The sequence below is a fragment of the Bacillus sp. ms-22 genome, assembly GCF_009759805.1.
Classification (GTDB): domain Bacteria; phylum Bacillota; class Bacilli; order Bacillales; family Bacillaceae; genus Bacillus; species Bacillus xiamenensis.
The window spans coordinates 274,813-297,298 of the sequence record NZ_CP046653.1; the positions used below are offsets into that span (position 1 = coordinate 274,813).

Here is a 22,486-nt window from a genome sequence, read left to right on the forward strand (position 1 = left end):
ATTCCATTTTTTATGTCATTTAGCCTATTTTTCCGTTTTGGAGGTCACGGTAAAATAGACTTTATGATCAATAATGGAGGGAGTGGCTTCTTCTGGGCAAGATACTTGATGCAAAAGCACTAACCAGTGCCATGGATACAAGGGCAAAACACTATCAGGAACTCCGCGAACAAATGATAGATTTAAAAAAGGCATTACAAGGTGTTGCCAATCTCGGTGACGACTTCACTGGAAAAGGTGCCGATAACATTAAAAGCTTCTACAAAGAACTCGCCGGAAATGTGGACATGTTTATTAGCTTTATTGATAAACAAAAAGCCTTTCATGAAGGTGTTTCTGGGACACTTGATGATACAAACTTTGGCGGCGACACCTTTGTAGAAGAACACTTTTTAGACAACGCTGTACATATGGGAATCAAAAATGCCAAAAGTATTGTAAAGGATCAAAAAAAGGCACTCAAAACGATTTTTCAAGATGTTGATGACCTCATTTCTCTGGAGGTATTTGATAGTAAAACTTTTGACGAAAAGATTGCTGATGCGGAAGATGAACGGAAGAAAACGGTTAAAGATTTAATAGAACTTGATCAAAATCTAAAAGATGAATATGCTTTGTCAGAGACTGAGGAGAAGGCTACAATGGCATTGTACGCAGAAATGATCAATGCCACAAATGACGGAAAATCCATTTCTCCTATGAATTTTGACAAGAAAGCGTATCAAAATAGCGAAATCTACAAGGCAAAAAGCGATATTGAGAAGCAAACTTCTGAATATCTAAAAATCAAAAAAGATCAAGAAGAAGCCCGCAAGATCGCAAAGAAACAAGAAGCGCTCGCCAACCGTCCGTGGTATGAAAAAGCTCTTGATTACGGAGGAAATATCGTCAATGAACTGACAGGCGTAAACGATGCAAAACGTGCCGCAACAGGTGTCGATCCGATCACAGGTGAAGAACTCACCTCAGGACAGCGAGTCGCCGCAGGAGGCATGGCAGCAGCAGGATACATCCCGATCGTCGGTTGGGCAGGACGCATTTTCAAAGGCGGTAAAGCCGTTTATAAAACGACTCAAGCCACGTCCGCCGCAGTCAGAGCAGTCGACATCTATAAGACGTCACAAAAGTCCTTTGATGCTTTAAAAACATCGCAAAAAGGCTTATACGGTCTTACTGCGACCAACGGCTTCAGCGAAGCGATTACGGGTCGAGACATGTTTGGAAATAAAGTCTCGAAAGAACAGCAGGAAGCGAGTATGAATGCGGCTTTGGGGATGCTTTTGCCGTTTGGAGCGAAAGGATTTCATGGGAAGATGGGGATTAAAGGAGATAAAATTGAACATCCGGTAATAGATAGTAAAAGGGTCGGGAGTGCGTTGAAAAAGCCAGATGGTCAACATGGTTTCAATGATATAATTGACAATTACACACCATTGGCTAAAGAGTTTGATTTGGTCGGTGGTGATAAAACAAAGGTTAAGCTGTATCAAATAGAGGGTGGTATGAAATACTATGGCTATAAGGATGTTTATAATAAAGATTTGCGAATAATTGAAAGAGTGTTTTCGGTTAAAGATCAAAATGGTATTTTTGAGTGGATTGTCGATCCAAATAAGGGAGTTACTCATAGAAGGTTTATTCCAGAAGGTGAAATTACAGGATTGCCCAATCAAAATCCTAAGAGATAGGAATGAAGAGAAATGAAATATTCTATAGAGGTCTTAAAAACATATAATATTCACTATGATTGGAAAACTATATATGTAGGAATTAGGCTAGATTTGATCTCATACAAAGAAATAAGCAAGTATGCAGTGGAATACTTATCTAATCATACTGAATGTGAAAATTCTTTAATCCTAGAATTAGCTTGGGGTGCTGGCGATCCAGATGAGGATTATAGAAAACTCCAAATGATATTAGTAGAATTATACAATGATTTGATAGAAGAAGAATCTAGCCAATGGGACATTGAAAAAAGGAAATGGAGATATGGTATAACGTCTCACTTAAAAGAAAAAAATAAGAAGTCACCTGAAGAGTTATTGGATGAATTGTGTGAAGTATACGCTGATTTTGGTTACCCTGAGGATATGGAACCATTTATTCATTATATGCCTCCTTCAGATGGTTATAATCCGTTACTATATTCAAAAGAAGAGAATATAAATAGATTAGTATCTTTTTTTGAAGAGTTTTTACAAAAAGAAAAAGCAGTTGTCTAATTCGGGCAATTTTAATTACTGATTAAAGGTGACTAATGAAAATAAAACTTGAATTCGAACAAAAAGTTACAAACTACTATAAGTGGTTAGATCAAAAAATAAATGAACTTAAACAGTTAAGTGTATATAGTATTAATGGATATCACTTTTTAGATGATGGTGGAATTAAGACTTTTCAAAGTTATTGTCAAAATGAACTAATCGAAATTTTTAACGGTCAATTAACTAATTACCATTTTTATATCTTTCTGAGTAAGAAAGTAACTGATGTACATTCGCGAATAGAGAGATTCCGAAAAGTATGGAAATCGATTGATTCGGAAATAAATACTTCAGGTTTTGAAAAGGGGCCAGAATTACTTTTAGATGAACAAAGAAATCAATTTTATGTCAGTATGGCCAAAGTACCTCAACCTGATTTAGATAAGGCATTGCGAATAATGGATCAGTATCAATCTAGTTTCATGATTGCCAGTAGAAGGGATTCTATGCTCTCAGAGGAATCTATAAAAGATTTGTTTTACTCAGGATTGGATCAGAATAGTCATGAAGTAGATTATCAAGCGCTTTTTTTTGAAGTATGGTTTGAATAGTGAAATTATCTTTAGATGGGGATCTGTTCTAAATGAGGCCGAATTGGCAATGATTTTAAATCAAGATCATACCCAGAAAATACAGGAGCGAATACAAAGCCATTCATAGTATCTCAAAAAGAGAATAATCCGTAATATTTTAAACAATCCCCACATTTGGGACTTGCCCTCCCGTTTTTGTGAGACTGGGAGCAAAACACCGTATGAAACAGCCAGTTGTCGAAACTCTTTCGGTGACTGGTTGTTTCATTTCCATTGAACTCGAATATTGGTATATGTATTTTATAAAATCGTTGTGTAGTGATTGTCAGATGGTGAAGATGATAGAACCCTTCTGATTTTAAATTGGAGTGGAAGGATTCGATGTGGGCAACTTGTTTATGAAAGCGATGATGCTCCCCATAATGTGTAATATTCTTAATTCCTAGCTTATAATGGAAGGTTAGCTGCAAGTCTGTTGTGAGTTGTTCGCATCTATGAATGAAGATGCATTTTAACAAATTAATTAATTATCTAATAAGGTATTTATCGTAAGGATAAATACAAAATGGAAAGGAGATGTTGAACTGGCTAATATGAATAAAAACCAAAAAATAAAAATCGAAACCTTAAAAAGAAAAAGCAGAAGAAAGCACTTAATAAACGAATTAAGCTATATGACACTTCCAGAACCCCCTTTTTTGGAGGTCGAAGAGAATCAATTTTTTTGTCAGAAGGTATTTACTTTCCTGCAATCGAGAGAACATAAAAGTCAAATACATGGAGACAACTATCTAGAGCATATTGAAAAGTCTACACAAATGTTAAATGAAATGGTCGGGAGGATAAAAGAAACTCCTAAACAAGGGAGATTGTTTTTTTTCCGAGATCATGAAATTGAAGCGCTTTTAGTGAATGTGGATGAAGTGTTTCATCATTTAAATCAACTTCTTGAGCAAACCAAATTTTTAAGTGGATACGGAGATTTCATTTTAATAGCAGAGGATTTTCATTTTGGATTATGCATAGAGCGTACAGAATATTTTTATGAGTTTAGTTTTTGGGGAATGTGAGTTTAGATCAAGCTTCATTTCAAAAAATGACAGGGATTTTTCTCTATCACCATTTCCCTCAAATTTAAGCAATTCACTATCATTACCTTTCACATTCATATAAAATAAGACCTAGTGAAAATTTGAAGAAATGCTTGATAAATGAAGGGCATGTAAGCTGTGAGCTGCATGAGATGATGAGATGTTTGCATGTGAAGGTTGTGAAGCTGTTCCTCCTCACGCATGAGATCTTGTAAGCAAAGCCATTATTTGTCACTTCATTGCAATGGTGTTGAGGGGTGTGTCAGTATGAGGAATCCGTATTTGAGAACGGCTTCTAGTCTTTATATCAATTATTTTTTATTAGGTATGGTCAATATTATTTTGGCTTCGAATATGCCGTTTTTAATCAAACAATTAAATACCGATAGTGCAGGGGTTAGTTATATGATATCCGCACTTGGCATTGGCAGGGTGCTCACGTATGGTCTTTCAGGTGTGCTGTCAGATCGTTTTGGGCGAAAGCCGGTGATTTTGGTTTCAGGTGTGCTGATGGCGGTGTTCCTCATTGGAATCCCATTGTCTCCAAATTATCAAATCGCCTTTGCGTTTGCGATTTTGGCAGGGGTGGCGAATTCGGCAATGGATGCAGGAACGTACCCAGCGTTAATGGAGGCTTTTCCGCAAAACTCGGGATCTGCGAATGTGATGGTGAAGGCTTTTATTTCGATTGGGGCGACCATCCTGCCACTGGCTATTTTCTTTTTAGCGGAGCATGATTTGTTTTACGGGATTGCGTTTTTTGTTCCTGCTTTTATCTATCTTGTGAATGTTTTGATGCTGTGGACATTGCCATTTCCCAATCATCGCAAAGTGGAGCAAGTCCAGGTGATGGAGCATGAGGAGCTGCCGCGTTTCTCGTCAGAGCCTACGTTTTGGAGGGAAGGGATCGCACTCATTGTGATCAGCTTTACGTCAAATGGTCTCTACGCCTTGCCGCAAATTTGGCTTCCTACGTACGGTGAGGAAATATTGGGGATGGCTTCTGGCAGTGCTGTGAAGCTGCTTAGTTACTATAGCATGGGTGGTTTGCTGTCTGTGTTATTGCTCACATTTCTTTTGCGCCGCATTGTTCGTCCGGTGACAGTGCTACTTGTCTATCCGATCATTACACTTGTCTCCATCTGTGTGCTATTGGTCGTGAAGTCTCCAGTCATAGGGACCGTTAATGCATTTGTACTTGGCTTTTCAACTGCGGGTGTCTTTCAGCTGACGTTAACGGTGATGGCTGAGTTCTTCTGGAAGAACAAAGGAACGATGACAGGGATTATCTCAACAGCAGGCGGGGTGTCGGCCATCGTCATCCCAGTCGTAACTGGTTTAATCGAAAGCCATTCGACCATATTACAGATCTTTATGTTTGATGCTGTTGTGGCGGTTGCCGCTATTATCGGGGCAATGTACATTCTGTATCGCTACCGTCGTATCATGATACATGAATAAAAAAGACGACTTCCTAAGAAGGAGGTCGTCTTTTTTATATGTTTCGTTTAGAAACGGTCGTTTTCAAACAGAATCTGTTTCACTTGCTCAACTGGCATATCTTCTCCAGTAAAGAGTTTGTATGCAAGAGCACCTTGCCATAGCATCATGCCAAGACCGTTAATCGTTTTGGCGCCAGCTTCCTGTGCTTGAGCAAGAAGCTTTGTTTTTTGCGGGTTGTAAACGACATCTGTCACGATTAAGTCTTTACGCAGTACATCAAGTGTATCATCAATGATGCTGAGCTCATCTAATGGTTTCATGCCAAGGCTTGTTCCATTCGCTAAGATCGCACTTTCAGCTACTTCACGACGGAAAGCGTCTTTGTCTTCAAGTGGGAAAAGGTTAGCTTTGACACCAAATGATTTCATTTCGTTGTTGATGTAATTTGCATTTTCTTCTGCTTGAACAAAGTATTGATCATTACGAGCAAAAATACTAATTTCACGAATACCTGATTGTGCAAGCTGAATGGCAATCGGTGTTGCGGCGCCGCCTGAGCCAACGAGTGTAACCTTTTGTCCAGTTAGTTCAACGCCATGTTCAATCAAGTTTCTCACGTAACCAAGACCATCTGTGTTGTAGCCAACCAGCTTACCATCTTTGTTCACAACCGTGTTGCTTGCACGTGTATATTTCGCAGAATCATCTAGTTCATCTAAGTAATCCAATACTTTCATTTTGTTAGGCATCGATACGTTAAATCCAGCTGCACCCATCGCTTTCATTCCGTTTACAGCTGCTTCTAGCTCATCATTTCCTACTTCAAAGGCTAGGTAAGCATAGTTGATCCCTGTTAATGTATAGCCAAGGTTGTGCATCCGTGGTGACAGGCTGTGTCCGATTGGTGTCGCAAGAAGACCGACTAATTTTGTTTTTCCATCAATATTACGTTCATGTATGTTTGTCATAATTGACATCTCCTTTAATTATCTAAACAATTTTTTCATACGTCCTAGAACAAAGACTGCTAACAATACGCTAATGACCGCAATGATCATATCGAAGAATAAAGTCATTTTAATATCGTACGTGCTGACGAGTCCGCTAGTAATCAGCGGAACAAGAATAAACGCTGAGCTTGCCGCAATGTTGACGTATGATGAAGCCGTTGCTTTGTTTGTAGGGAATAATTTCATCATAATACTCATAGACAGTTGGAAGATCCCTGCTGTAAATAATCCTAAGAAAAAGGTACTCACAATGACAATACCGTACGTTTCGATTTGAAATAGTGAAAGCATGGCAAGGAATGCCCCAATTGGGTAAATAATGGCAACCATAATCGGCGAAATATATTTATCTAGTACGATTGAAAGCAATAGAACAGACACAAGTGCACCAATACTAAAATAAGAAAGAAGCTGTGTTGCTTGTCCAGTGCCAAGCCCAATCAATTTTAACCCGAGCTGTGGAAGCCACGTCTGCCATACCACAAACAATGCAGTAGATGTGAAACCCATGAGTACAACAGCTAAGCCTTCACCAAACATTTTAGGTTCTGCCTTCATCTGCTCCTGTACTGGAAGGTTATTTTGAGAAACAGCTTGCTTGTGATTTGGGAACGGCATAAAGAGCAAGTAAATTCCTACAAGTAAATAAAGAAGTCCTAGTCCAAAGAATGCCCAGCCCCAGAAGATATCATGTGCAACAAGGAATGCCAAGATAAATGGAAGAACAGTTGCACCGATTGAAACGGATGCTTTTACTAATACAGAAGCTGAACTTGCTTTTTTAGGAAATGATTCTGTCAGAGCAGGATATGTCCCTGAATCAAGCAATGAGTTTGCAATCCCTGCGGAAATCGCAAAGATAAAAGCTAATGTATAATTGGTAGTCGTTGGAATCCCAATTAAGAATAATAAGTATAGAAAGTTTCCTGTAATAATGACGGGTTTACGTCCCCAGCTGTCTGCCAGCCGGCCAGAGAAAAAGAGAGCAAGCAGTTTCCCAATTCCGATTGCCGATACAAGCAAGCTGATTTTCGGAATATCCACATGGTAGCGTTCAGATAAGCTTTCCATGTTTGATGCGACAATAATGTTGATCATGCCTAGCATGAAATAGTTTAAATACATGCCAAGTGATGATTTAATATATGGATTTTTCATGTTCCCACTCCTATATTTGAAACCCTTTGAGGGTCAAATTTTCTTTGTTATCCTTTGTTATTTCCTTAAAAGTAAATAATATTAAGGCCATCACAACACCCCTTGTGTGATTAATGAAAAAATAATGAATATTCATCTGTTTTTCAAATAAGTACATCGTTCTACTAGAATATAAAAAATGATAACAGTTATGATAATAAAATGGCATTTCATGACTTGATCAGAATCAAAAAACTTCATTTTCAACCGTCGTTACTAAAAAATAATGATATGTCCAAATAAGTATAACGATATACTAAAAGAAGCAACGAGATAAATATACTCCTGCGTTTAAAATGTGTCAAGTTTATGACTTTGTGATTTAAAAAAAGAAAAATGTAACAAAGAAATAGTTGACTTGGTCAATAAAAAAAAGAAGAATTGCGAAGCCATTCTCCTTTCTTTGTGTAGACAAATCCTCACATTTGGTGGCAGTTCTGTGTACCAATGCTCGTCCTTCCTTGACTTCAAAGGTTTTCAGGTCACGCTGATGCGAAAAAAAGGGCTAAAATCAACATTCATTTTAGCCCTTTTTCTATTCATGAGGATGTAGATGTTTCTCTAATATGAAGTTGTGGCTTTAAGATCAATCGCTGGAACTCTTCATCCTGCCCGTTCATTTTATGATATAAAAGGTTCGCTGCTTTTACCCCGATGGATCGCGGGAATGATGAGACAGTGGTGAGCGGTGGGTGATACATCTCCGCTTCAGGAATATTATCAAATCCAACAACGTCGATGTCTTCACCAGGCTTGATATCGCGTGCTGACAATTCTTGAATGACCCCAAATGCGACTAAGTCGCTAAAACAAAAAATAGCAGTAGGCGGATTGGGCTGATCCATGACTTGGGCAAGTGCTTCTTTCCCGCCTTCACGGGTAGGTTCGATATCGATAATAAGAGATTCATCAATTGTTATGCATTCCTCGTCATGGGCTCTTTGGAAACCTTTCATTCGTTCAATCCAAGTCGATGAGGACTTGATTCCGCCTAAGAAGGCAATGCGTCGATGTCCTTTTTGAAGCAGGTGATGTACTGCCATCCAAGTACCTTGTTCATAATCAGCGCCGACATAATCACAATGGACATCCGCTAATTCACGGTTTGCCAGTACTTTTGGGGTGCGTATGTTGTTTAACTGTTTGACCGTCCGTGTAGAGCTTTTCGAAGCGGGATTTAAGATGATTCCGCCAACTCGGTGCTCTACCATGGTGGAAATGAGCCGTTCCTGTTTATCGACACTGTCAAAGGTTGTCCCAAGCAAAACGGTATAGCCAAGTGATTCAAGTGTGGTTTGCACGCCGATTAAAAATTCAGAAATAAAGGTGTTTGAAATATCTGTAACGATCACACCGACAATATTTGAGCTTTTTGACCGCATGTTGGCGGCGACGCGATCATACACGTACCCTAAATCTTCCATGGATTGCAGCACTTTTTTTCGAGTTGCTTCTGAGATTCTAGGGTTGTTGCGAACAACGAGTGAGGCCGTTGAAGTCGATACACCGGCACGCCGGGCGACTTCCTGTAATGTGACACGCTGCTTGTTCATTTTTTTCATTTTATCTTCACCAACTTCAATGAATTGCCTACCTTTGGTTCATGATCAAGATGGATTTCTCCATCAAACGAGCCGAACATTCTTAGTTTTATTATACCTTAATCAGGGGGTGTTGATGAAGTGATGTCATATTGCATTGTCAAATAGGGGGGATAAAAGTTTAAAAAGATGACCATTGACAGCTTTCTTCTAGAGGCGTAAAATATAAAATTATTCAGATATAGAAACATTTTAAGTAAATATCGAAAGCTATGATTGCTATGGGTCACACTATGGCAGGAGCAGCTTCTGGAGAGACCGCATGTATGTGCGGCGCCGAAGGGTTCACAATCTCAGGCAAAAGGACAGAAGAGTACGAAATATTGTATTTGTGATGCATGGATGTTGCCATGTATTGCTTTTCTCTATTTTGCTATTCTTTTATGACCATGAGATTGGAGCGCATCCAATCTCTTTTTTTATGGACTTTTTGAGCGTTCATTATTTCAGTATAGGATCGTGTCGTAGGAGGGCGTTGACATTGGCACAGCAAGAGTTAAAACGAGATTTATCAAACCGCCATGTACAGTTGATTGCAATTGGCGGAACCATCGGAACAGGGCTGTTTTTAGGCTCTGGAAAGGCGATTCAATTGGCAGGACCGTCAATCATTTTTGCCTATTTAATTGTCGGAATGGCTATCTTTTTTGTCATGAGGGCACTTGGAGAATTGCTCTTATCGAAGACGGGCTATCAATCCTTAACGGATATTGCAGAGGACTATCTTGGCCCATGGGCTTCCTTTGTGACAGGGTGGACGTATTGGTTTTGCTGGATAATGACAGCGATGGCTGATGTCATTGCGGTCGGGGTATATGTGCAGTATTGGTTTGACATTCCGCAGTGGATTCCCGCCATTATTTGTTTATTGATTTTACTAGGGTTTAATTTACTAACGGTGAAGCTTTTTGGAGAAATGGAATTTTGGTTTGCACTGATTAAAGTGATGACGATTCTACTGTTAATTGGTGTTGGAATGGTCCTGTTAATCATTGGTTTTCAAACAGATGCTGGACCTGTGACGGTCACAAATCTTTGGTCACACGGCGGGTTATTTCCACATGGTGTCACAGGCTTCTTACTGTCATTCCAAATGGTGATTTTTGCGTATGTGGGAGTGGAACTTGTCGGTGTATCCGCAGCAGAAACGGCGAATCCTCAAAAAAATATCCCATCTGCGATTAATAAAATTCCATTAAGAATTCTCTTTTTCTATGTGGGTGCGATCTTTGTTTTATTATGTATCAACCCATGGACCGAGCTTGGTGCATCAGAAAGTCCTTTTGTGAAAACCTTTGGACTCATTGGTATACCAGTAGCAGCGGGGATCATTAATTTTGTCGTCCTGACGTCTGCGGCTTCCGCTTGTAATAGCGGTATGTTCTCAACGAGCCGAATTTTGTATAATCTCAGTCACCAAAAGCAGGGACCGGCTTCCTTTGGCCGTTTGAATAAGCATGCTGTCCCAAGTAATGCACTGTTTGTTTCAACGATCGTCGTGTCTGTAGGGGCTCTTTTAAGCAAGCTGATTCCAGAACAAGCTTTTGGAATTGTGACAACGATCAGTGCGATTTGTTTCATTTGGGTATGGAGTATTATTTTAATATGTCACCTGAAATATAAAAAAACACGTCCCGAACTGCATAAGGCGTCTACCTTTAAAGCGCCATTTACACCTTTTGTGAATATTGTTGTTCTGGTGCTTTTTGCAGCCATTCTCGTGATCATGCTCTTCGCTGACGCAACACGCCCAGCGCTGTTATTGACACCAGTATGGTTTGGGTTCTTATTTTTGATTTATGCACGAAAGAAACGTCGATCAGCATCATGAACGAAAAAAGCACAGCCTTCTCCAGTGGCTGTGCTTGATCTATTTACCGATTTCTAATTTTCAACATATAATGTGCATTCAAAATGATCAGAACGAGTCCAATGATGATGATCGAAAAGAGCTGAGAGTGATTGGCTCCAAGAGAATACACAATCAAAATAAACATGGCACCGGTCAATAAAATATTCATCATTTGATGGGTGTGAAATAGCCCATCCAGCATCACATGTTTTTCCCCTTCATCAGAAATGGCGAGTAGCTTTTTGCCATAATCCTTATCGGATGGACTTGGCAGAGGACGATTAGGGTAGACGAGTTTTAGAACAGAGAGCGCAACATACGAACTGATAATGGTGATGATAAACAAAGCGGCATTGATAAGAATAAGCCAGAGTGGCTGCTCAGTCACGATGGCCATACCAATGGCAATAATGGATAAAATGGTACTCACCGTATTAGCTAACGTTACATCAGTAAAAGTTCGATACTGTTTTGCTTCCAGTTCATCCTCCTCATCACCAGATACCGAAAGTGATACTCTTTTCTTCATACGTGAAATGCCTGAAACACAATAAATGATCAATAGGATAGTCAATCCAGTCATGACAAGAGTCGCTTCAAATGCAGCAGCAAGAAGTGTCATCTCAAATTCGGCTGCCAGCAAACAGTAAGCACCGAGAAAACCAAGGAGAGCACCTAACAACATTTTGTATATGGTTTTCATGTGAGTTCATCCTCCTCAAATAGAAAAATACGTTCAATGGGTTCCTGAAAAATACGAGAAAGCCTCATAGCAAGTAAGAGAGACGGCATCAATTCATCTCGTTCCATTAAGCTAATGGTCTGGCGGGAAACCTTTGCTCGTTTCGCAAGCTCAGTCTGATTTAAACCATCACGTGCCCGCAGCTCTTTTAGACGATTTTTCATTCTGTCACCTCAGCTCTGATTAAAATCTTCTCCTAATTGTAAAGTATCATATTCATTTTGACAAGTATAGTTGTCAAAATGATAAAAATAATTGTCAGAAAGATCGCCTTTATTCAAAAGGGAATCAATGATACGCTATTGAAAAGAGAAACGAAAACAGGTGATGCCCATGTTCATTGATCAATTAAAAAATGACTTACATCAATCACAGCCGCTATTTATCGGAGAAGAGACAGCGTTCAAAGCGGCAGTCCTTGTCCCTTTGGTGCAAGTAAACGGGGAATGGCACGTTTTATTTGAAGTGCGATCATTGACGATGAGAAAACAGCCTGGCGATATTAGCTTTCCAGGAGGCAAACTTGACGGCGGCGAAACCGCACAAGAAGCTGCACTGCGAGAAACCTATGAAGAACTAGGCATTCCGCCCGAGTCAGTCAACATGCTTGGACAGCTCAGTCCTTATATTGCCTCTCCATCCTTCGTGGTGTATCCATATGTCGGGATCATTGATGAACAACAGGTCAAACATTCCTATAATCAAGAGGAAGTGGAGGAGACCTTTACTGTGCCTCTATCATGGCTCTGCCAATATGAGCCGTACTTACACCATGTATCGGTTCAGCCAACACCAGGCGAGGACTTCCCTTATGAAAAAATCATGAATGGTGAAAAATACAGCTGGGGCAGTCGCTTGATTGAGGAGTGGTTTTATGATTATGAGCGCTATACCATTTGGGGATTAACAGCCCGTATATTAAAGCATTTTGTGACTGTTGCAAAAAGAAATTCCTAGAGAACTCAGCTCTAGGAATTTCTTGTATAAAGACGCTCTTTTGCGGTTTCTTTCCCTTTTCCAATTGGGATGGTGGTTCTAGCTTGGCTCAATCCATATGAAGGAATGTTCACGTAGATAGATTCATATGAGCCGGCTTGAATTTGATACGTTTCATGATAAATTCCAACTGCATCATTATTTCGTGCTCTTTGGTTAAATCCTTTCCAAGCAGCCAAATGCTTCTCCTTTCCACGCACCAATCAATTCCAGCTTGGGCCACTCTTTTTCCATAATCTAACGTAAACAGCCAATACTTCGCATCAGCTTCATCTGGATACAGCTCTTGAATGTTTTGTTCAATTGAAACGTATGTCTCATAACGGATACGGAGCTGCCTCTCATAATCCTGTAAAAGCGCTATTAGCTGTCACGAAAGAGGAATATAAAAAACAAGCTAAAGCATTTAAAAAGAAGGTAGAAGAAAAGAAAAAATAGGTGATCTTAAAGCAGATGAGTGAATCAACTTATCTGGTTTTTTATGAATTTTTGATGAATGATAAGATGAACTTACGTATCTTGCGGTACATATTCACCGCCTCATTTCTTATCAAGAACTAAAATAAATATGGACCACTTGCCTTGTGATGAGGCAAGTGGTTTTTTGGGTTGTATCGGTTTATGTTCCGATAGGTCGCTCTGTTGGACCAGGATTTGTATCATGTAACGAATTGTAAGACACCGTTTGTCCGACAACAACGATGACTAAAGCGAAAATGAGTAAACTCATTTTTTTCATCATCATTCCTCCATTCGAGTGTGGTTTGTTCCATGTGATAGGCGTCCTTTAAAAAGAGATATGCCTGTTGAATGGAACCCAGATCTTCAAAGTGTTTGGCAGCTAATGCACTCAATTCACGGGCACTTTCAACATCCTTCAATTCTTTTAGAATGCTGATGTCATCGAAACAGGTTTGAGCTTTTTGGGATATGTCTTCAGTGAAATATAGGTGATAGAGAAAATTCATTTTTGCTGTGTAGATGGGGTTTTTCTCCATTTCTTGTTTTTGTTTGACCAATTCAAAATAATAGAGAGCTTGCGACCTTTCATCGATGGAGAGTAGCTCTTTTAGTAACATAAACATGGAGTGTTGGAAATAACAAGATGAAAGGTAGTCATCATCACTAAGAGCCTTTTCTAGGGCATCAATACATTTTTTTGATTCTCCAGCTTCGGCATATAGAATACTGATATTATGATAAAGCTGTGATGTTAGAAAATGATCGTTTAATCGATTTGAGATGTGTAATGCTTTTGTGTAGTAGTTCTCAGCTCTTTTGAAATCGCCAATATCCATGAAGTTGGTGGCGGCGATCACAAAAGCTGCTGCCAGTCTTCTTTCATAGCCATCATGACCTTTGAAAATATCAATAGCATTCTGAATATAGTGAAGTGAAATCAGGCTTTGTCGAAGCAGCATATATAGGTTTGCAACCTTCGTATGGAATTCGGCTACTTCTATTTCATCAGGAATGCTTTGTAGTTTTTTCTCGGCAATTTTAAATAGTCCGATGGCTGATGCATAGTCTCTGTTATATGAAGCGTAAAGGGCTTTGTATAGGTAAAAATAGTATTCAATTAAGTCGTTTGTTTTAGAAGGACATTCTAGCTCTGTCTGTTCATTCAGTTTTTTACCCCTTCGTTCATATAACATGAGCTTAAACTTGCCTTCCAGTAATGAATAGTAAGTCAAGACCTCCTGATTTTCTTCCATTTCTTGAAGTAATTCCTTTAATTCTGTGTAGATTGTCTTTGCATTGTGTACATCATGCTTACGAATGGCAATTCGCCAATCATTTAAACGGTTCCCCACCTGTTCAGCTGAAATGATCGTCATTCAAATTTCACCTCTTTAATATCCTTTCGCCTGTTTCAATAAAAAACGATATCACAATTTTTGGTAAAATATAATCGTTTCTGGGAGGTGATTGACAGGAGGTAATAAAAAGGACCTTATGTCATGAGATATACGATATTGTAATGGTGATTGATTGTTTGTACAAATGACTAAAATCTTTTTTTGAGAGTCTAAAAACGTGGAAGTTACAATTGTTTTTATGTTTATGTTCGAAAATACCATCTGTATATACGAAATAAAGCTATTTTAACTATGGGAGAAGAACAATGAAAGGTCGATCTAGAAGGGAAAATCAGTTATGATGTTGCTAGATCATTTTGGAAAAGAAACTGGTAATTGATGAGAAAGGTGAATAACCAATACAAATGCTAGCCTTTCAGAAAGGATGTTGAAATGAAAAAAAGGTTTCAAATATTAAACTGGAAAATGACAGTTGTGATTACGACGCTTTTACTTGTTTTAGTGACTCTTTATATCTCAAAGAGATACTTTTATAGCAAAGAAATTGAGTTGCTGACAGAATCTTGTCAACAAGCAGACGGCAAAATCATACTAGAAACAAATAGTTTGTCCCTGGATTACTCGTTTGAGTGTAAGGAAAAATAAAACAGGCAGAAAGTTGCCTGTTTTACACCAATTAAAACCCTAAATTTTGTAACCACTTGTTTAACACGGCCTCTCGTTTCTCAGCGTTGAAGCGATCGTATTTTCCTAAATTTAAATGGGATGAAATTTCACCGTCATTCATAAACAGAATTCTCTCAGAGCAAAGGGCGACTTTTGGATCATGTGTGACAAGCAGCAGAGTTGTTCCTTCAGAATGGATTTGAGAAAAAATATCCATGACTTCCTTTGTGGTACTTGAATTAAGAGCACCTGTTGGTTCATCGGCAAAAAGAATGTTTGGTTCATTCATAAGAGCTCGACAGATAGAGGCTCTTTGGAGTTGACCTCCTGATACTTCTGATAAATATCTATCAGCTAAATGATCAATATCAAGTTTCTCCATTAGATATTTAGCTCGTTCATTTACTTCTTTTCTCGGCTTTTTTTTCGCTAAGTAAGCTGCAGCAATAATGTTATCAAATAGATTGAGGTTTTTTAGTAAATGGCTGTGTTGAAAGACGAACCCCATCTCTGTTAAGCGCAAAGCTGTTAACTGTTTGTCTGTCATTTCTGATAGCAGTTGATCTTTATATTTGATCTCTCCTGTTGAGGCTGTCTCTATACCGCTAAGTTGATAAAGCAAAGAGGTTTTTCCGCACCCTGAAGGTCCCATAATGGTGACAAATTCTCCGGGTTTAATCGATAAGTGAATATTTCTAAGAATAGTCTGTTTTTGTCCTTTTAATGAATCAATTTGCAAAGACAATTGCTTCGTTTCAATTAATTGTTCCATGTGAAACATCTCCTTATGAAAGTGTATGACGGCTCATTTTACTAGAAAAAAAGGACTTCAATAACCACGAGATTACAGCTAAATTCACAATAAACAGCCATAGCGGATACACGACCGATACCCATTGCGGGGCTAACCAATGAAGGCTTGATGCTCCTAATGATGCTCCGCCTACACTCATCAACGCCGGACCAATGGTGTGAACAGTGATTGTTCCAATGAAGGCGCCAAAAGAAAGAACGACGATAAAACTTGTTAAGTATTGATATGTTAAATCCTTTTTAGAAAAACCAATCGTTCTTAACATGAGATTACGATTTAAGTCTTTTGCCCTTAACATGTGCAGAAACATCATGAACATTAGGCTGGCTGTTCCAAAAGCTGCGATTGTTGAGTATAATGCAATCACCTTTACTAGAGATGCTGTGCTTCCTATTGTTTGATGAACATATTCTTTCATATCTGTTACTTTTGCAGGAGACATATTTGCTGCAAATGCTGCTTTTTTTTCTGCGATATTTTTTCCTTGTTTTAGTTGTATTTGAATGGTTTTCCAAAGGGATGCTTGAGGAAAAGGCTGAGATAATGCTTTAGCTGTTTTCCCTCCGTTGGTGACATCTTGATAAATGCCGGTGACTAATCTTTGAACTTGCTGTCCATTTGTAGAGAGAGTGACTTTTTCTCCTATCTTTTTCTGAAGTGAGTCAGCACTCAACACCGATAAAGCAATTTCTTCCTCCTTCAACGGTTCCCTTCCTTGTAAATAGGTGAGAGGGAAAGCAGACAGGTCACCTGACTCTAAATAGAGCGTTTCTAATGTATTCTCCATTGTTTTGGACTGTAGAGAAGTTGTTTCATATACAGCAGATGTGCGAATATCTAAATCTTCGCGAATCATAGACTCGATTTTATTTGTATTTTTCTCTAAATCATTTCCTTGCCGTATATCGATTCGAAGATCACTTTTTCCAGAGCCAAGATATGTGATGAAATCCGGTGATTGCAATGTATGCCATAACTGAATCGGCATCAGCATTAAAAATGTACAAAGTGCGATGATACAGATAATCGTTGAATACATTTTCATTCGCGAGAACAGATCTTTCAAACCAAACCAAAGGTTGACAGGGAGGAACATGTTTCTATTGAGATGCATAGGGATTAGTTTTTTATGACTTGGTGAAGAAATGCCACCTTGAAGTGCCTGAGCTGCTGATATTCGGCCAAACTTTCTTAGGACAGCATAGCTGAATGAGATGACGATTATTGCCGTCAAAATAGACACGAAAAGCGGAATCAACTGATGAGTAAAAGATGGATGTTTCCCCATATACCGCTGAATATTGGCCGTAAACAAATCACCAAATATCAGCGTGAACAAATATCCTGCTATACACCCTATACAGGCAAGCACAGCATACTTCCCAACGTATAATTGTTTGATTTTTGATAAAGGGATGCCTAGTACTTTTAAGATCCCAATTTCACGTTCATCCTCTTCTATAGCGGCAGTCATAGCCAGACGGAGAGAGAGGAGGGAAATGCTAATAAGCAGAAAGCAAACAAGAAGGAGAATGGCGATCACCATACCATCTGTCAGAGCATTCAGCATGCGAAGCAGGGGTAATGTGACAGCTGGTCCCTGTTGTGGCAGCTCAGATGATTGATAGAGTGATTGAAAAGCATCTGCTTGCGCAGCATCATGCAGTAAAAATTCAATCAAGTACTCCTTCTTTTGAAACACTTGATTCAGTGCCGCCCAATCCGAATCATGCAGAAGAAATCTCTTTGAGCTGACAAGACTTGGATTCATTTGGGCATCTCGTAAGAACGCTTTGATTTGAAAAGAGAATTGATGAGATCCTTTTGTAATGAGTAATCTTTGGCCAATCTTTAAATGGTATTTTTGTTGAAAATAAATAGGGACTGCTACTTCTCCTTTATTGACCGTTAGCTTTTCATTTTGTTCATTTAAAAGAAAATCAAAAAAGCGATTTTGCTTTACAAATAAATGATCCATCACACCTGCTTGAGCAGGCGTCTGCCCGAACTTGATGCTGACGTGTTCGACCGGAATCATTGGAACAATTTGATGTGCCTTTACCATGGACTGTTTACTTGAAAATGTGTCGACAGCTTGTTCATCTAAGCTGCCATCGTGCATTTGGACAAAATCTGGTGCTTTGGCTGATTGGAGTAAATCTGAAATGGAACCATTCAGCTGTGCCGACATTTGCGCAGCGCTTGTTGCTAAAAATGATGTCATCATGATGCAAATGGTTAAGCCGACTGAAATGAGACGGTGGCGGGTTAAGTCTTTCTTGATAAACGTCATTCTCATGAGGCTGATTCTCCTTCATGTTGAAGCATATTTTTTGTCAAAAAGGCAAGTGCAAACATCAAGGTACTGACTATTAACACGGTCACATACATGTTGGCTGAAAAATTGTTGAACAAGAACCCATACATCATTTGACCGAGCGGAGCGGCACATTGAGAGACCATTGTCAGATTGGCCATGACTTTTCCTAATTGAGCATTTGGTGTTTTCTTTTGTACATGTGAGATGACAACGATCGAAATCATTGTGAGCAGCATGGCAATTGGAAGACATCCTGCTAAAAAGAGAAAATAGGCTGGCCATGTACCAAATTGAAGAGCCATCTTGGATGTTGAGAAAGCGACAGGCAGTAAGATGACGGCAATGATAAGCAGCCAGCGATATAAAGTAGGAATACGCCAATGCTTCGCTACAAGCCCAACTAGCAAGGCACCTGCGATGACGGCAAACTCAATTAAGCCCATTCCTATTCCATACATGATGTCACTGCTTTTCATTGTGACCCTTAAAATAATTGGGCCACCAACGATAAAAAATGGTGTGAGGATGAAATTTAGCAGCGCTGCAAGCAGCATGGCTCTTTTTAAAAATGACTGGCTGCCGATATAGGAAAATCCTTGTTTTATATCTTTCACGAGCACTTTGGTCATCGGCTCTGTGAGAGGGCTAGGTGAGAACGAGATATTTAAACGTAAAAGCAAACATGCTGATAGAAAAAATACGATGCTGCTAACGCCGATAATGGCCTGACTCCCAATGAGTCCGTATAAAACGCCGCCAATGATAGGAGCGACAACACCTGAAAGTGCCTGCACCCCATTAACAATGCCATTCGCTTGTTCTAATCTTTCTTCTTTCACTAGCTGAGGAATGCTGGACATTACAGCAGGAGCATAGAACGTACTCATGACCCCAAGAAGAATCATGACGGCTCCAATGATATATAATGAATCATTTCCTGAGAATAACCAGAAATAAAAAGCCAGAATCATAATGCCAGTAAGAACATCAAATAAGATCATCAAATTTCTTCTGTTAAACCGATCAGCAATGGCTCCTGCTAATGGCGAAAGGAGGAGCGGGATATTGGATAAAGCGAAAAGTAGGGCATATAAATCAACACGGTGTGTCATATCCAGCACATGTAAAGATAGAACAAACCGAATCAAGGAAGACCCAAAAACGGAAATAATCTGTCCGAGAACGAGGTAGATGAAGTGGGTGGAACCTTTTTTGGCTGACAACGACATGAAAATCACTCTCCTTTTAGACCGACCGTCAGTCTATAATGTATGCAGGATTGGTATTGAAGTGACCAATCACTGATTATTGTCTTCCAGCTCTCCAGTTAAACGCTGGAGGAGGAAGGAGAAGCTTCCTTTTTCTGCATGTAATGAGGATTCAAGGATCGAGATAAACGCTAGAGCTCGTTGTGTACTTTCTTCTGCGGTCCATTGGAAAAGACCTTCATCAAAGATGACCTGTGCAGAAGCAAGGAGAAATTCGACCGTCTCTTGCGGATACTCCGTTTGAAATATTCCTTCTTTTACACCTTGTTGAATGACATCTGCCAAAACGGGTGATAGCTCTTTAATGGCTTTGATTAAGCTTTTTTGATGCATTTCAGCATTAGCAGGTTGATGAAATTGTTCGATCATGCCCTCTTTATGACTGCCCTGCTTAGGAGATTGCGCCATGATGATACGAAATAGTTTATCAATCACTGGCAGGTTTGGATCAGTTGCAATGCGCTTTGCCACAATGATATCTGCTTTGATGATCCTGTCGATAATCGCATCCATCACCTCTTCTTTGGAGGTAAAGTAATAATAGAATGTGCCTTTTGCAATCCCAACGGCTTTCAGGATGTCAATAATTGTTGTTTGCTGATAGCCCTTGATTGAAAAAAGCACCTCTGCTGCGTTTAAGATGTCATTTTTGCGTTCTTCAGGATGTTTAACGGTTCTCATAAAGCCATCCTTTCTTTTGACTAGACTGTCGGTCGGTCCCTTGCTTTGATTAAACACTTTTCAGCCCCCATTTGTCAACGGCTGTTTTTTGAGGGCTTTGCATGTATTGTGCAATGACACTATGATACATTGAATGAAAACACCTTCAGGGGAGGTGCTGTGTGACATTTTGACCAATGAATTGGCTCAAGTGATGGTTGAACGTATGATGCATATTTTACATCAAAACATCAATGTCATGAATTCAGATGGTGTCATGATTGGTTCTGGTAAACGAAAAAGGATTGGACAGAAATATAATGAGAAACGAGGGGTGTTTGGATGAAAATTGTGATCGCACCAGATTCATTTAAAGAAAGTTTAACTGCCTATGAGACAGCATGTGCCATTGAACGAGGGTTTCGATCTATTTTGCCACATGCAGAATATATGAAAATTCCTATGGCAGATGGAGGCGAAGGTACGGTTCAATCGTTGGTTGATGCGACTGACGGGTACATTGTCCAGCAAGTGGTCACAGGTCCGCTTGGTCAACCTGTCGATGCCTTTTTTGGCATGCTGGGAGATGGACAGACCGCAGTTATAGAAATGGCAGCAGCATCAGGATTACACCTTGTCCCGCCAGAAAAAAGGAATCCATTATTCACGACGTCTAGAGGGACAGGAGAATTAATGCTTGCGGCGCTGGATAAAGGGGCGAAGCATTTAATCATTGGGCTTGGCGGAAGCGCAACAAATGATGGCGGCGTTGGCATGATGCAAGGGTTAGGCGCTTCTTTTCTCGATAAAGCAGGTCAAGAGCTCACGCCGGGCGGTGGATCACTGAATCAATTAGCTTCTATTGATCTGTCTCGACTCGACCCAAGATTGCAATCGGTCCGTCTGGAAGTAGCGTGTGATGTAGATAATCCTTTAACGGGTGAAAGAGGAGCGTCTGCGGTATTCGGTCCTCAAAAGGGAGCAGATACAGAAATGATTCAAGTGTTGGACAAGAATTTATCTCATTTTGCACAAGTGGCTAAACAGCAGCTTCATGTCCACTTTGGCGATGCAGCAGGTGCAGGAGCGGCAGGAGGACTTGGTGCGAGTTTATTAGGCTTTTTACAGGCCGATCTGCAAAAGGGAATCGATATTGTACTGAAGGCCGTTCACTTTGATGACGTATTAAAGGACGCAGATCTAGTGATTACAGGAGAAGGCCGGATTGATCGGCAGACCATTTACGGCAAAACGCCGATCGGTGTAGCCAACGCTGCGAAACAATATGGACTCCCGGTGATTGGCATCGCTGGCTCCCTTTCAAAAGACAGTGCAGTTGTACATGATCATGGCATTGATGCGCTTTTTAGTATTGTTCCGGGCGTCACCACTCTTGCTGAAGCCATGCAGAATGCTAGTGTTTATGTAGAGAGAACAGCGAGGAATATTGCGGCTGTGATGACATTTGGAAGAGAGAAGTAAATGATGAAAAATGTTTCCTTTTCTATCACATTCCTTTCTATAGAAATGTGGTAAAATTGTTATAAATGAAAAAGAAAGTTGGAGGAAACACAAATGTCTAATCTACCGAATTGTCCTTCGTGCAGTTCACCCTATACATACGAGGATGGCACCATGCTTATTTGTCCCGAATGTGCGCATGAATGGTCGCTAGAACAAGAACAAGTGGCAGAGGAGCAGCTTGTTGTCAAAGATGCGAATGGGAATTTATTAAGTGATGGTGACACGGTCACTGTGATTAAAGATTTAAAAGTCAAAGGTTCTTCTTCGGTCTTAAAAATAGGGACGAAGGTCAAAGGCATTCGTTTAGTGGAAGGCGATCATAACATTGATTGTAAAATTCCTAGCTTTGGCGCGATGAAGTTGAAATCGGAGTTTGTGAAAAAGATATAATGAATGAAAAGAGGCTGATGATCTACAGCCTCTTTTTCATTTCATTATTTATAGGTGAAAGGAATAATCTTAATCAGAATTCCATACATATGTACCTGTTGAACATAATTATTTTTTAAAAAAATCAAGCCTCTTTTCACATAAAAATTCACAGTTTTCTTAACCTCACCTTAAAAAAAGCAGATGATTCTCTAAATTTCGTCTAATCCCCTTCACAACTTTTGGGCATTGCTGTACCATATGGAAGTGTTCTTCTATTTTTGACGGATCATGGTGTTTATCAGGAAATAGA

At 39.6% G+C, this 22,486-nt stretch carries 20 protein-coding genes, 2 pseudogenes and 1 riboswitch; of the genes and pseudogenes, 10 read left to right on the forward strand and 12 right to left on the reverse strand.

The features are described 5' to 3' along the window. The first annotated feature begins 131 nt into the window (after positions 1-131). From GPA07_RS01510 to GPA07_RS01530, 5 genes are all read left to right on the forward strand, one after another. A complete protein-coding gene (locus GPA07_RS01510; protein WP_157291913.1) occupies positions 132-1,688 on the forward strand; it encodes a ribonuclease YeeF family protein in 1,557 nt (518 codons plus the stop codon). Positions 1,689-1,700: 12 nt separating this feature from the next. Beyond that, positions 1,701-2,225, forward strand: coding sequence for a DUF2247 family protein (locus GPA07_RS01515; RefSeq protein WP_157291914.1), 525 nt, complete (start codon positions 1,701-1,703; stop codon positions 2,223-2,225). Between the two features lie 35 nt (positions 2,226-2,260). Beyond that, positions 2,261-2,818, forward strand: a complete 558-nt coding sequence (locus GPA07_RS01520; RefSeq protein ID WP_232532089.1) for a hypothetical protein — start codon at positions 2,261-2,263, stop codon at positions 2,816-2,818. Positions 2,819-3,393: 575 nt separating this feature from the next. Beyond that, the gene (locus GPA07_RS01525) at positions 3,394-3,870 is read left to right on the forward strand and encodes a YxiF family protein (protein WP_157291915.1); all 477 of its coding nucleotides are present in this window, start codon (positions 3,394-3,396) and stop codon (positions 3,868-3,870) included. Positions 3,871-4,158: 288 nt separating this feature from the next. Next, positions 4,159-5,352, forward strand: a complete 1,194-nt coding sequence (locus GPA07_RS01530; protein WP_008359953.1) for an MFS transporter — start codon at positions 4,159-4,161, stop codon at positions 5,350-5,352. Positions 5,353-5,399: 47 nt separating this feature from the next. Here GPA07_RS01530 and GPA07_RS01535 read toward each other — a convergent pair whose 3' ends face one another. The 3 genes from GPA07_RS01535 to GPA07_RS01545 all read right to left on the reverse strand — a co-directional run bounded on the left by GPA07_RS01535 (position 5,400) and on the right by GPA07_RS01545 (position 9,103). Next, entirely contained in the window at positions 5,400-6,302 is a 903-nt protein-coding gene (locus GPA07_RS01535) for a shikimate 5-dehydrogenase (RefSeq protein ID WP_008359952.1), read from the reverse strand. Between the two features lie 18 nt (positions 6,303-6,320). Then, positions 6,321-7,502, reverse strand: a complete 1,182-nt coding sequence (locus tag GPA07_RS01540) for an MFS transporter (protein ID WP_008359951.1) — start codon at positions 7,500-7,502, stop codon at positions 6,321-6,323. Between the two features lie 578 nt (positions 7,503-8,080). Continuing rightward, positions 8,081-9,103 (reverse strand): LacI family DNA-binding transcriptional regulator, encoded by a 1,023-nt coding sequence (locus GPA07_RS01545; protein WP_157291916.1) that lies wholly within the window; start codon positions 9,101-9,103, stop codon positions 8,081-8,083. Positions 9,104-9,381: 278 nt separating this feature from the next. After that, a riboswitch (glycine riboswitch) is annotated at positions 9,382-9,461 on the forward strand. A gap of 162 nt (positions 9,462-9,623) precedes the next feature. Between GPA07_RS01545 and GPA07_RS01550 the strand changes: the two genes are divergently transcribed. Then, positions 9,624-10,973: an amino acid permease gene (locus GPA07_RS01550; RefSeq protein ID WP_157291917.1), complete on the forward strand. Its 1,350-nt coding sequence runs from the start codon at positions 9,624-9,626 to the stop codon at positions 10,971-10,973. 43 nt (positions 10,974-11,016) lie between these two features. Here GPA07_RS01550 and GPA07_RS01555 read toward each other — a convergent pair whose 3' ends face one another. Both GPA07_RS01555 and GPA07_RS01560 read right to left on the reverse strand, forming a co-directional pair. Beyond that, entirely contained in the window at positions 11,017-11,697 is a 681-nt protein-coding gene (locus tag GPA07_RS01555; RefSeq protein WP_157291918.1) for a DUF3169 family protein, read from the reverse strand. Continuing rightward, complete coding sequence (locus GPA07_RS01560) at positions 11,694-11,900, reverse strand: helix-turn-helix transcriptional regulator (protein ID WP_008359943.1); 207 nt, start codon at positions 11,898-11,900, stop codon at positions 11,694-11,696. Before GPA07_RS01560 ends, GPA07_RS01555 begins: the two co-directional genes overlap by 4 nt. Positions 11,901-12,069: 169 nt before the next feature. Between GPA07_RS01560 and GPA07_RS01565 the strand changes: the two genes are divergently transcribed. Further along, positions 12,070-12,693: an NUDIX hydrolase gene (locus tag GPA07_RS01565; protein ID WP_071168313.1), complete on the forward strand. Its 624-nt coding sequence runs from the start codon at positions 12,070-12,072 to the stop codon at positions 12,691-12,693. A gap of 11 nt (positions 12,694-12,704) precedes the next feature. Here GPA07_RS01565 and GPA07_RS01570 read toward each other — a convergent pair. The 7 genes and pseudogenes from GPA07_RS01570 to GPA07_RS01600 all read right to left on the reverse strand — a co-directional run. After that, a pseudogene (locus GPA07_RS01570) lies at positions 12,705-12,920 on the reverse strand (monooxygenase family protein); the annotation flags it as partial. Between the two features lie 62 nt (positions 12,921-12,982). Next, positions 12,983-13,096 (reverse strand): annotated as a pseudogene (locus GPA07_RS18725) (PadR family transcriptional regulator); the annotation flags it as partial. 295 nt (positions 13,097-13,391) lie between these two features. Then, the gene (locus tag GPA07_RS01580) at positions 13,392-14,570 is read right to left on the reverse strand and encodes a Rap family tetratricopeptide repeat protein (RefSeq protein WP_008359933.1); all 1,179 of its coding nucleotides are present in this window, start codon (positions 14,568-14,570) and stop codon (positions 13,392-13,394) included. A gap of 658 nt (positions 14,571-15,228) precedes the next feature. Beyond that, positions 15,229-15,990 carry an ABC transporter ATP-binding protein gene (locus GPA07_RS01585; protein ID WP_008359929.1) on the reverse strand — a complete coding sequence of 254 codons (762 nt, stop codon included), beginning with the start codon at positions 15,988-15,990 and terminating at the stop codon, positions 15,229-15,231. A 13-nt stretch (positions 15,991-16,003) separates the two neighbouring features. Continuing rightward, positions 16,004-18,331 (reverse strand): ABC transporter permease, encoded by a 2,328-nt coding sequence (locus GPA07_RS01590; RefSeq protein WP_157291919.1) that lies wholly within the window; start codon positions 18,329-18,331, stop codon positions 16,004-16,006. Then, entirely contained in the window at positions 18,328-19,581 is a 1,254-nt protein-coding gene (locus GPA07_RS01595) for an MFS transporter (RefSeq protein ID WP_157291920.1), read from the reverse strand. Before GPA07_RS01595 ends, GPA07_RS01590 begins: the two co-directional genes overlap by 4 nt. 69 nt (positions 19,582-19,650) lie before the next feature. Then, on the reverse strand, positions 19,651-20,301 hold the full coding sequence (locus GPA07_RS01600; protein WP_157293131.1) for a TetR/AcrR family transcriptional regulator: 651 nt from the start codon (positions 20,299-20,301) through the stop codon (positions 19,651-19,653). 133 nt (positions 20,302-20,434) lie between these two features. Here GPA07_RS01600 and GPA07_RS01605 point away from each other — a divergent pair, with 133 nt between their 5' ends. From GPA07_RS01605 to GPA07_RS01615, 3 genes are all read left to right on the forward strand, one after another. Beyond that, entirely contained in the window at positions 20,435-20,626 is a 192-nt protein-coding gene (locus tag GPA07_RS01605; protein ID WP_232532091.1) for a sugar diacid recognition domain-containing protein, read from the forward strand. Next, the gene (locus GPA07_RS01610) at positions 20,623-21,762 is read left to right on the forward strand and encodes a glycerate kinase (protein ID WP_157291921.1); all 1,140 of its coding nucleotides are present in this window, start codon (positions 20,623-20,625) and stop codon (positions 21,760-21,762) included. The genes GPA07_RS01605 and GPA07_RS01610 overlap by 4 nt, the downstream gene beginning before the upstream one ends. Before the next feature lie 93 nt (positions 21,763-21,855). Next, a complete protein-coding gene (locus GPA07_RS01615; protein ID WP_008359915.1) occupies positions 21,856-22,194 on the forward strand; it encodes a zinc ribbon domain-containing protein YjdM in 339 nt (112 codons plus the stop codon). The last annotated feature ends 292 nt before the right edge of the window (positions 22,195-22,486 follow it).

What these genes read in the sequence shown, in the direction of transcription:
- GPA07_RS01510 (WP_157291913.1), top strand. Translation starts at nt 132, where the DNA reads ATGGATACAAGGGCAAAACACTATCAGGAACTCCGCGAACAAATGATA.
- GPA07_RS01515 (WP_157291914.1), top strand. Translation starts at nt 1,701, where the DNA reads ATGAAATATTCTATAGAGGTCTTAAAAACATATAATATTCACTATGAT.
- GPA07_RS01520 (WP_232532089.1), top strand. Translation starts at nt 2,261, where the DNA reads ATGAAAATAAAACTTGAATTCGAACAAAAAGTTACAAACTACTATAAG.
- GPA07_RS01525 (WP_157291915.1), top strand. Translation starts at nt 3,394, where the DNA reads ATGAATAAAAACCAAAAAATAAAAATCGAAACCTTAAAAAGAAAAAGC.
- GPA07_RS01530 (WP_008359953.1), top strand. Translation starts at nt 4,159, where the DNA reads ATGAGGAATCCGTATTTGAGAACGGCTTCTAGTCTTTATATCAATTAT.
- GPA07_RS01535 (WP_008359952.1), bottom strand. Translation starts at nt 6,302, where the DNA reads ATGACAAACATACATGAACGTAATATTGATGGAAAAACAAAATTAGTC.
- GPA07_RS01540 (WP_008359951.1), bottom strand. Translation starts at nt 7,502, where the DNA reads ATGAAAAATCCATATATTAAATCATCACTTGGCATGTATTTAAACTAT.
- GPA07_RS01545 (WP_157291916.1), bottom strand. Translation starts at nt 9,103, where the DNA reads ATGAAAAAAATGAACAAGCAGCGTGTCACATTACAGGAAGTCGCCCGG.
- GPA07_RS01555 (WP_157291918.1), bottom strand. Translation starts at nt 11,697, where the DNA reads ATGAAAACCATATACAAAATGTTGTTAGGTGCTCTCCTTGGTTTTCTC.
- GPA07_RS01560 (WP_008359943.1), bottom strand. Translation starts at nt 11,900, where the DNA reads ATGAAAAATCGTCTAAAAGAGCTGCGGGCACGTGATGGTTTAAATCAG.
- GPA07_RS01565 (WP_071168313.1), top strand. Translation starts at nt 12,070, where the DNA reads ATGTTCATTGATCAATTAAAAAATGACTTACATCAATCACAGCCGCTA.
- GPA07_RS01580 (WP_008359933.1), bottom strand. Translation starts at nt 14,570, where the DNA reads ATGACGATCATTTCAGCTGAACAGGTGGGGAACCGTTTAAATGATTGG.
- GPA07_RS01585 (WP_008359929.1), bottom strand. Translation starts at nt 15,990, where the DNA reads ATGGAACAATTAATTGAAACGAAGCAATTGTCTTTGCAAATTGATTCA.
- GPA07_RS01590 (WP_157291919.1), bottom strand. Translation starts at nt 18,331, where the DNA reads ATGAGAATGACGTTTATCAAGAAAGACTTAACCCGCCACCGTCTCATT.
- GPA07_RS01595 (WP_157291920.1), bottom strand. Translation starts at nt 19,581, where the DNA reads ATGTCGTTGTCAGCCAAAAAAGGTTCCACCCACTTCATCTACCTCGTT.
- GPA07_RS01600 (WP_157293131.1), bottom strand. Translation starts at nt 20,301, where the DNA reads ATGAGAACCGTTAAACATCCTGAAGAACGCAAAAATGACATCTTAAAC.
- GPA07_RS01605 (WP_232532091.1), top strand. Translation starts at nt 20,435, where the DNA reads ATGAAAACACCTTCAGGGGAGGTGCTGTGTGACATTTTGACCAATGAA.
- GPA07_RS01610 (WP_157291921.1), top strand. Translation starts at nt 20,623, where the DNA reads ATGAAAATTGTGATCGCACCAGATTCATTTAAAGAAAGTTTAACTGCC.
- GPA07_RS01615 (WP_008359915.1), top strand. Translation starts at nt 21,856, where the DNA reads ATGTCTAATCTACCGAATTGTCCTTCGTGCAGTTCACCCTATACATAC.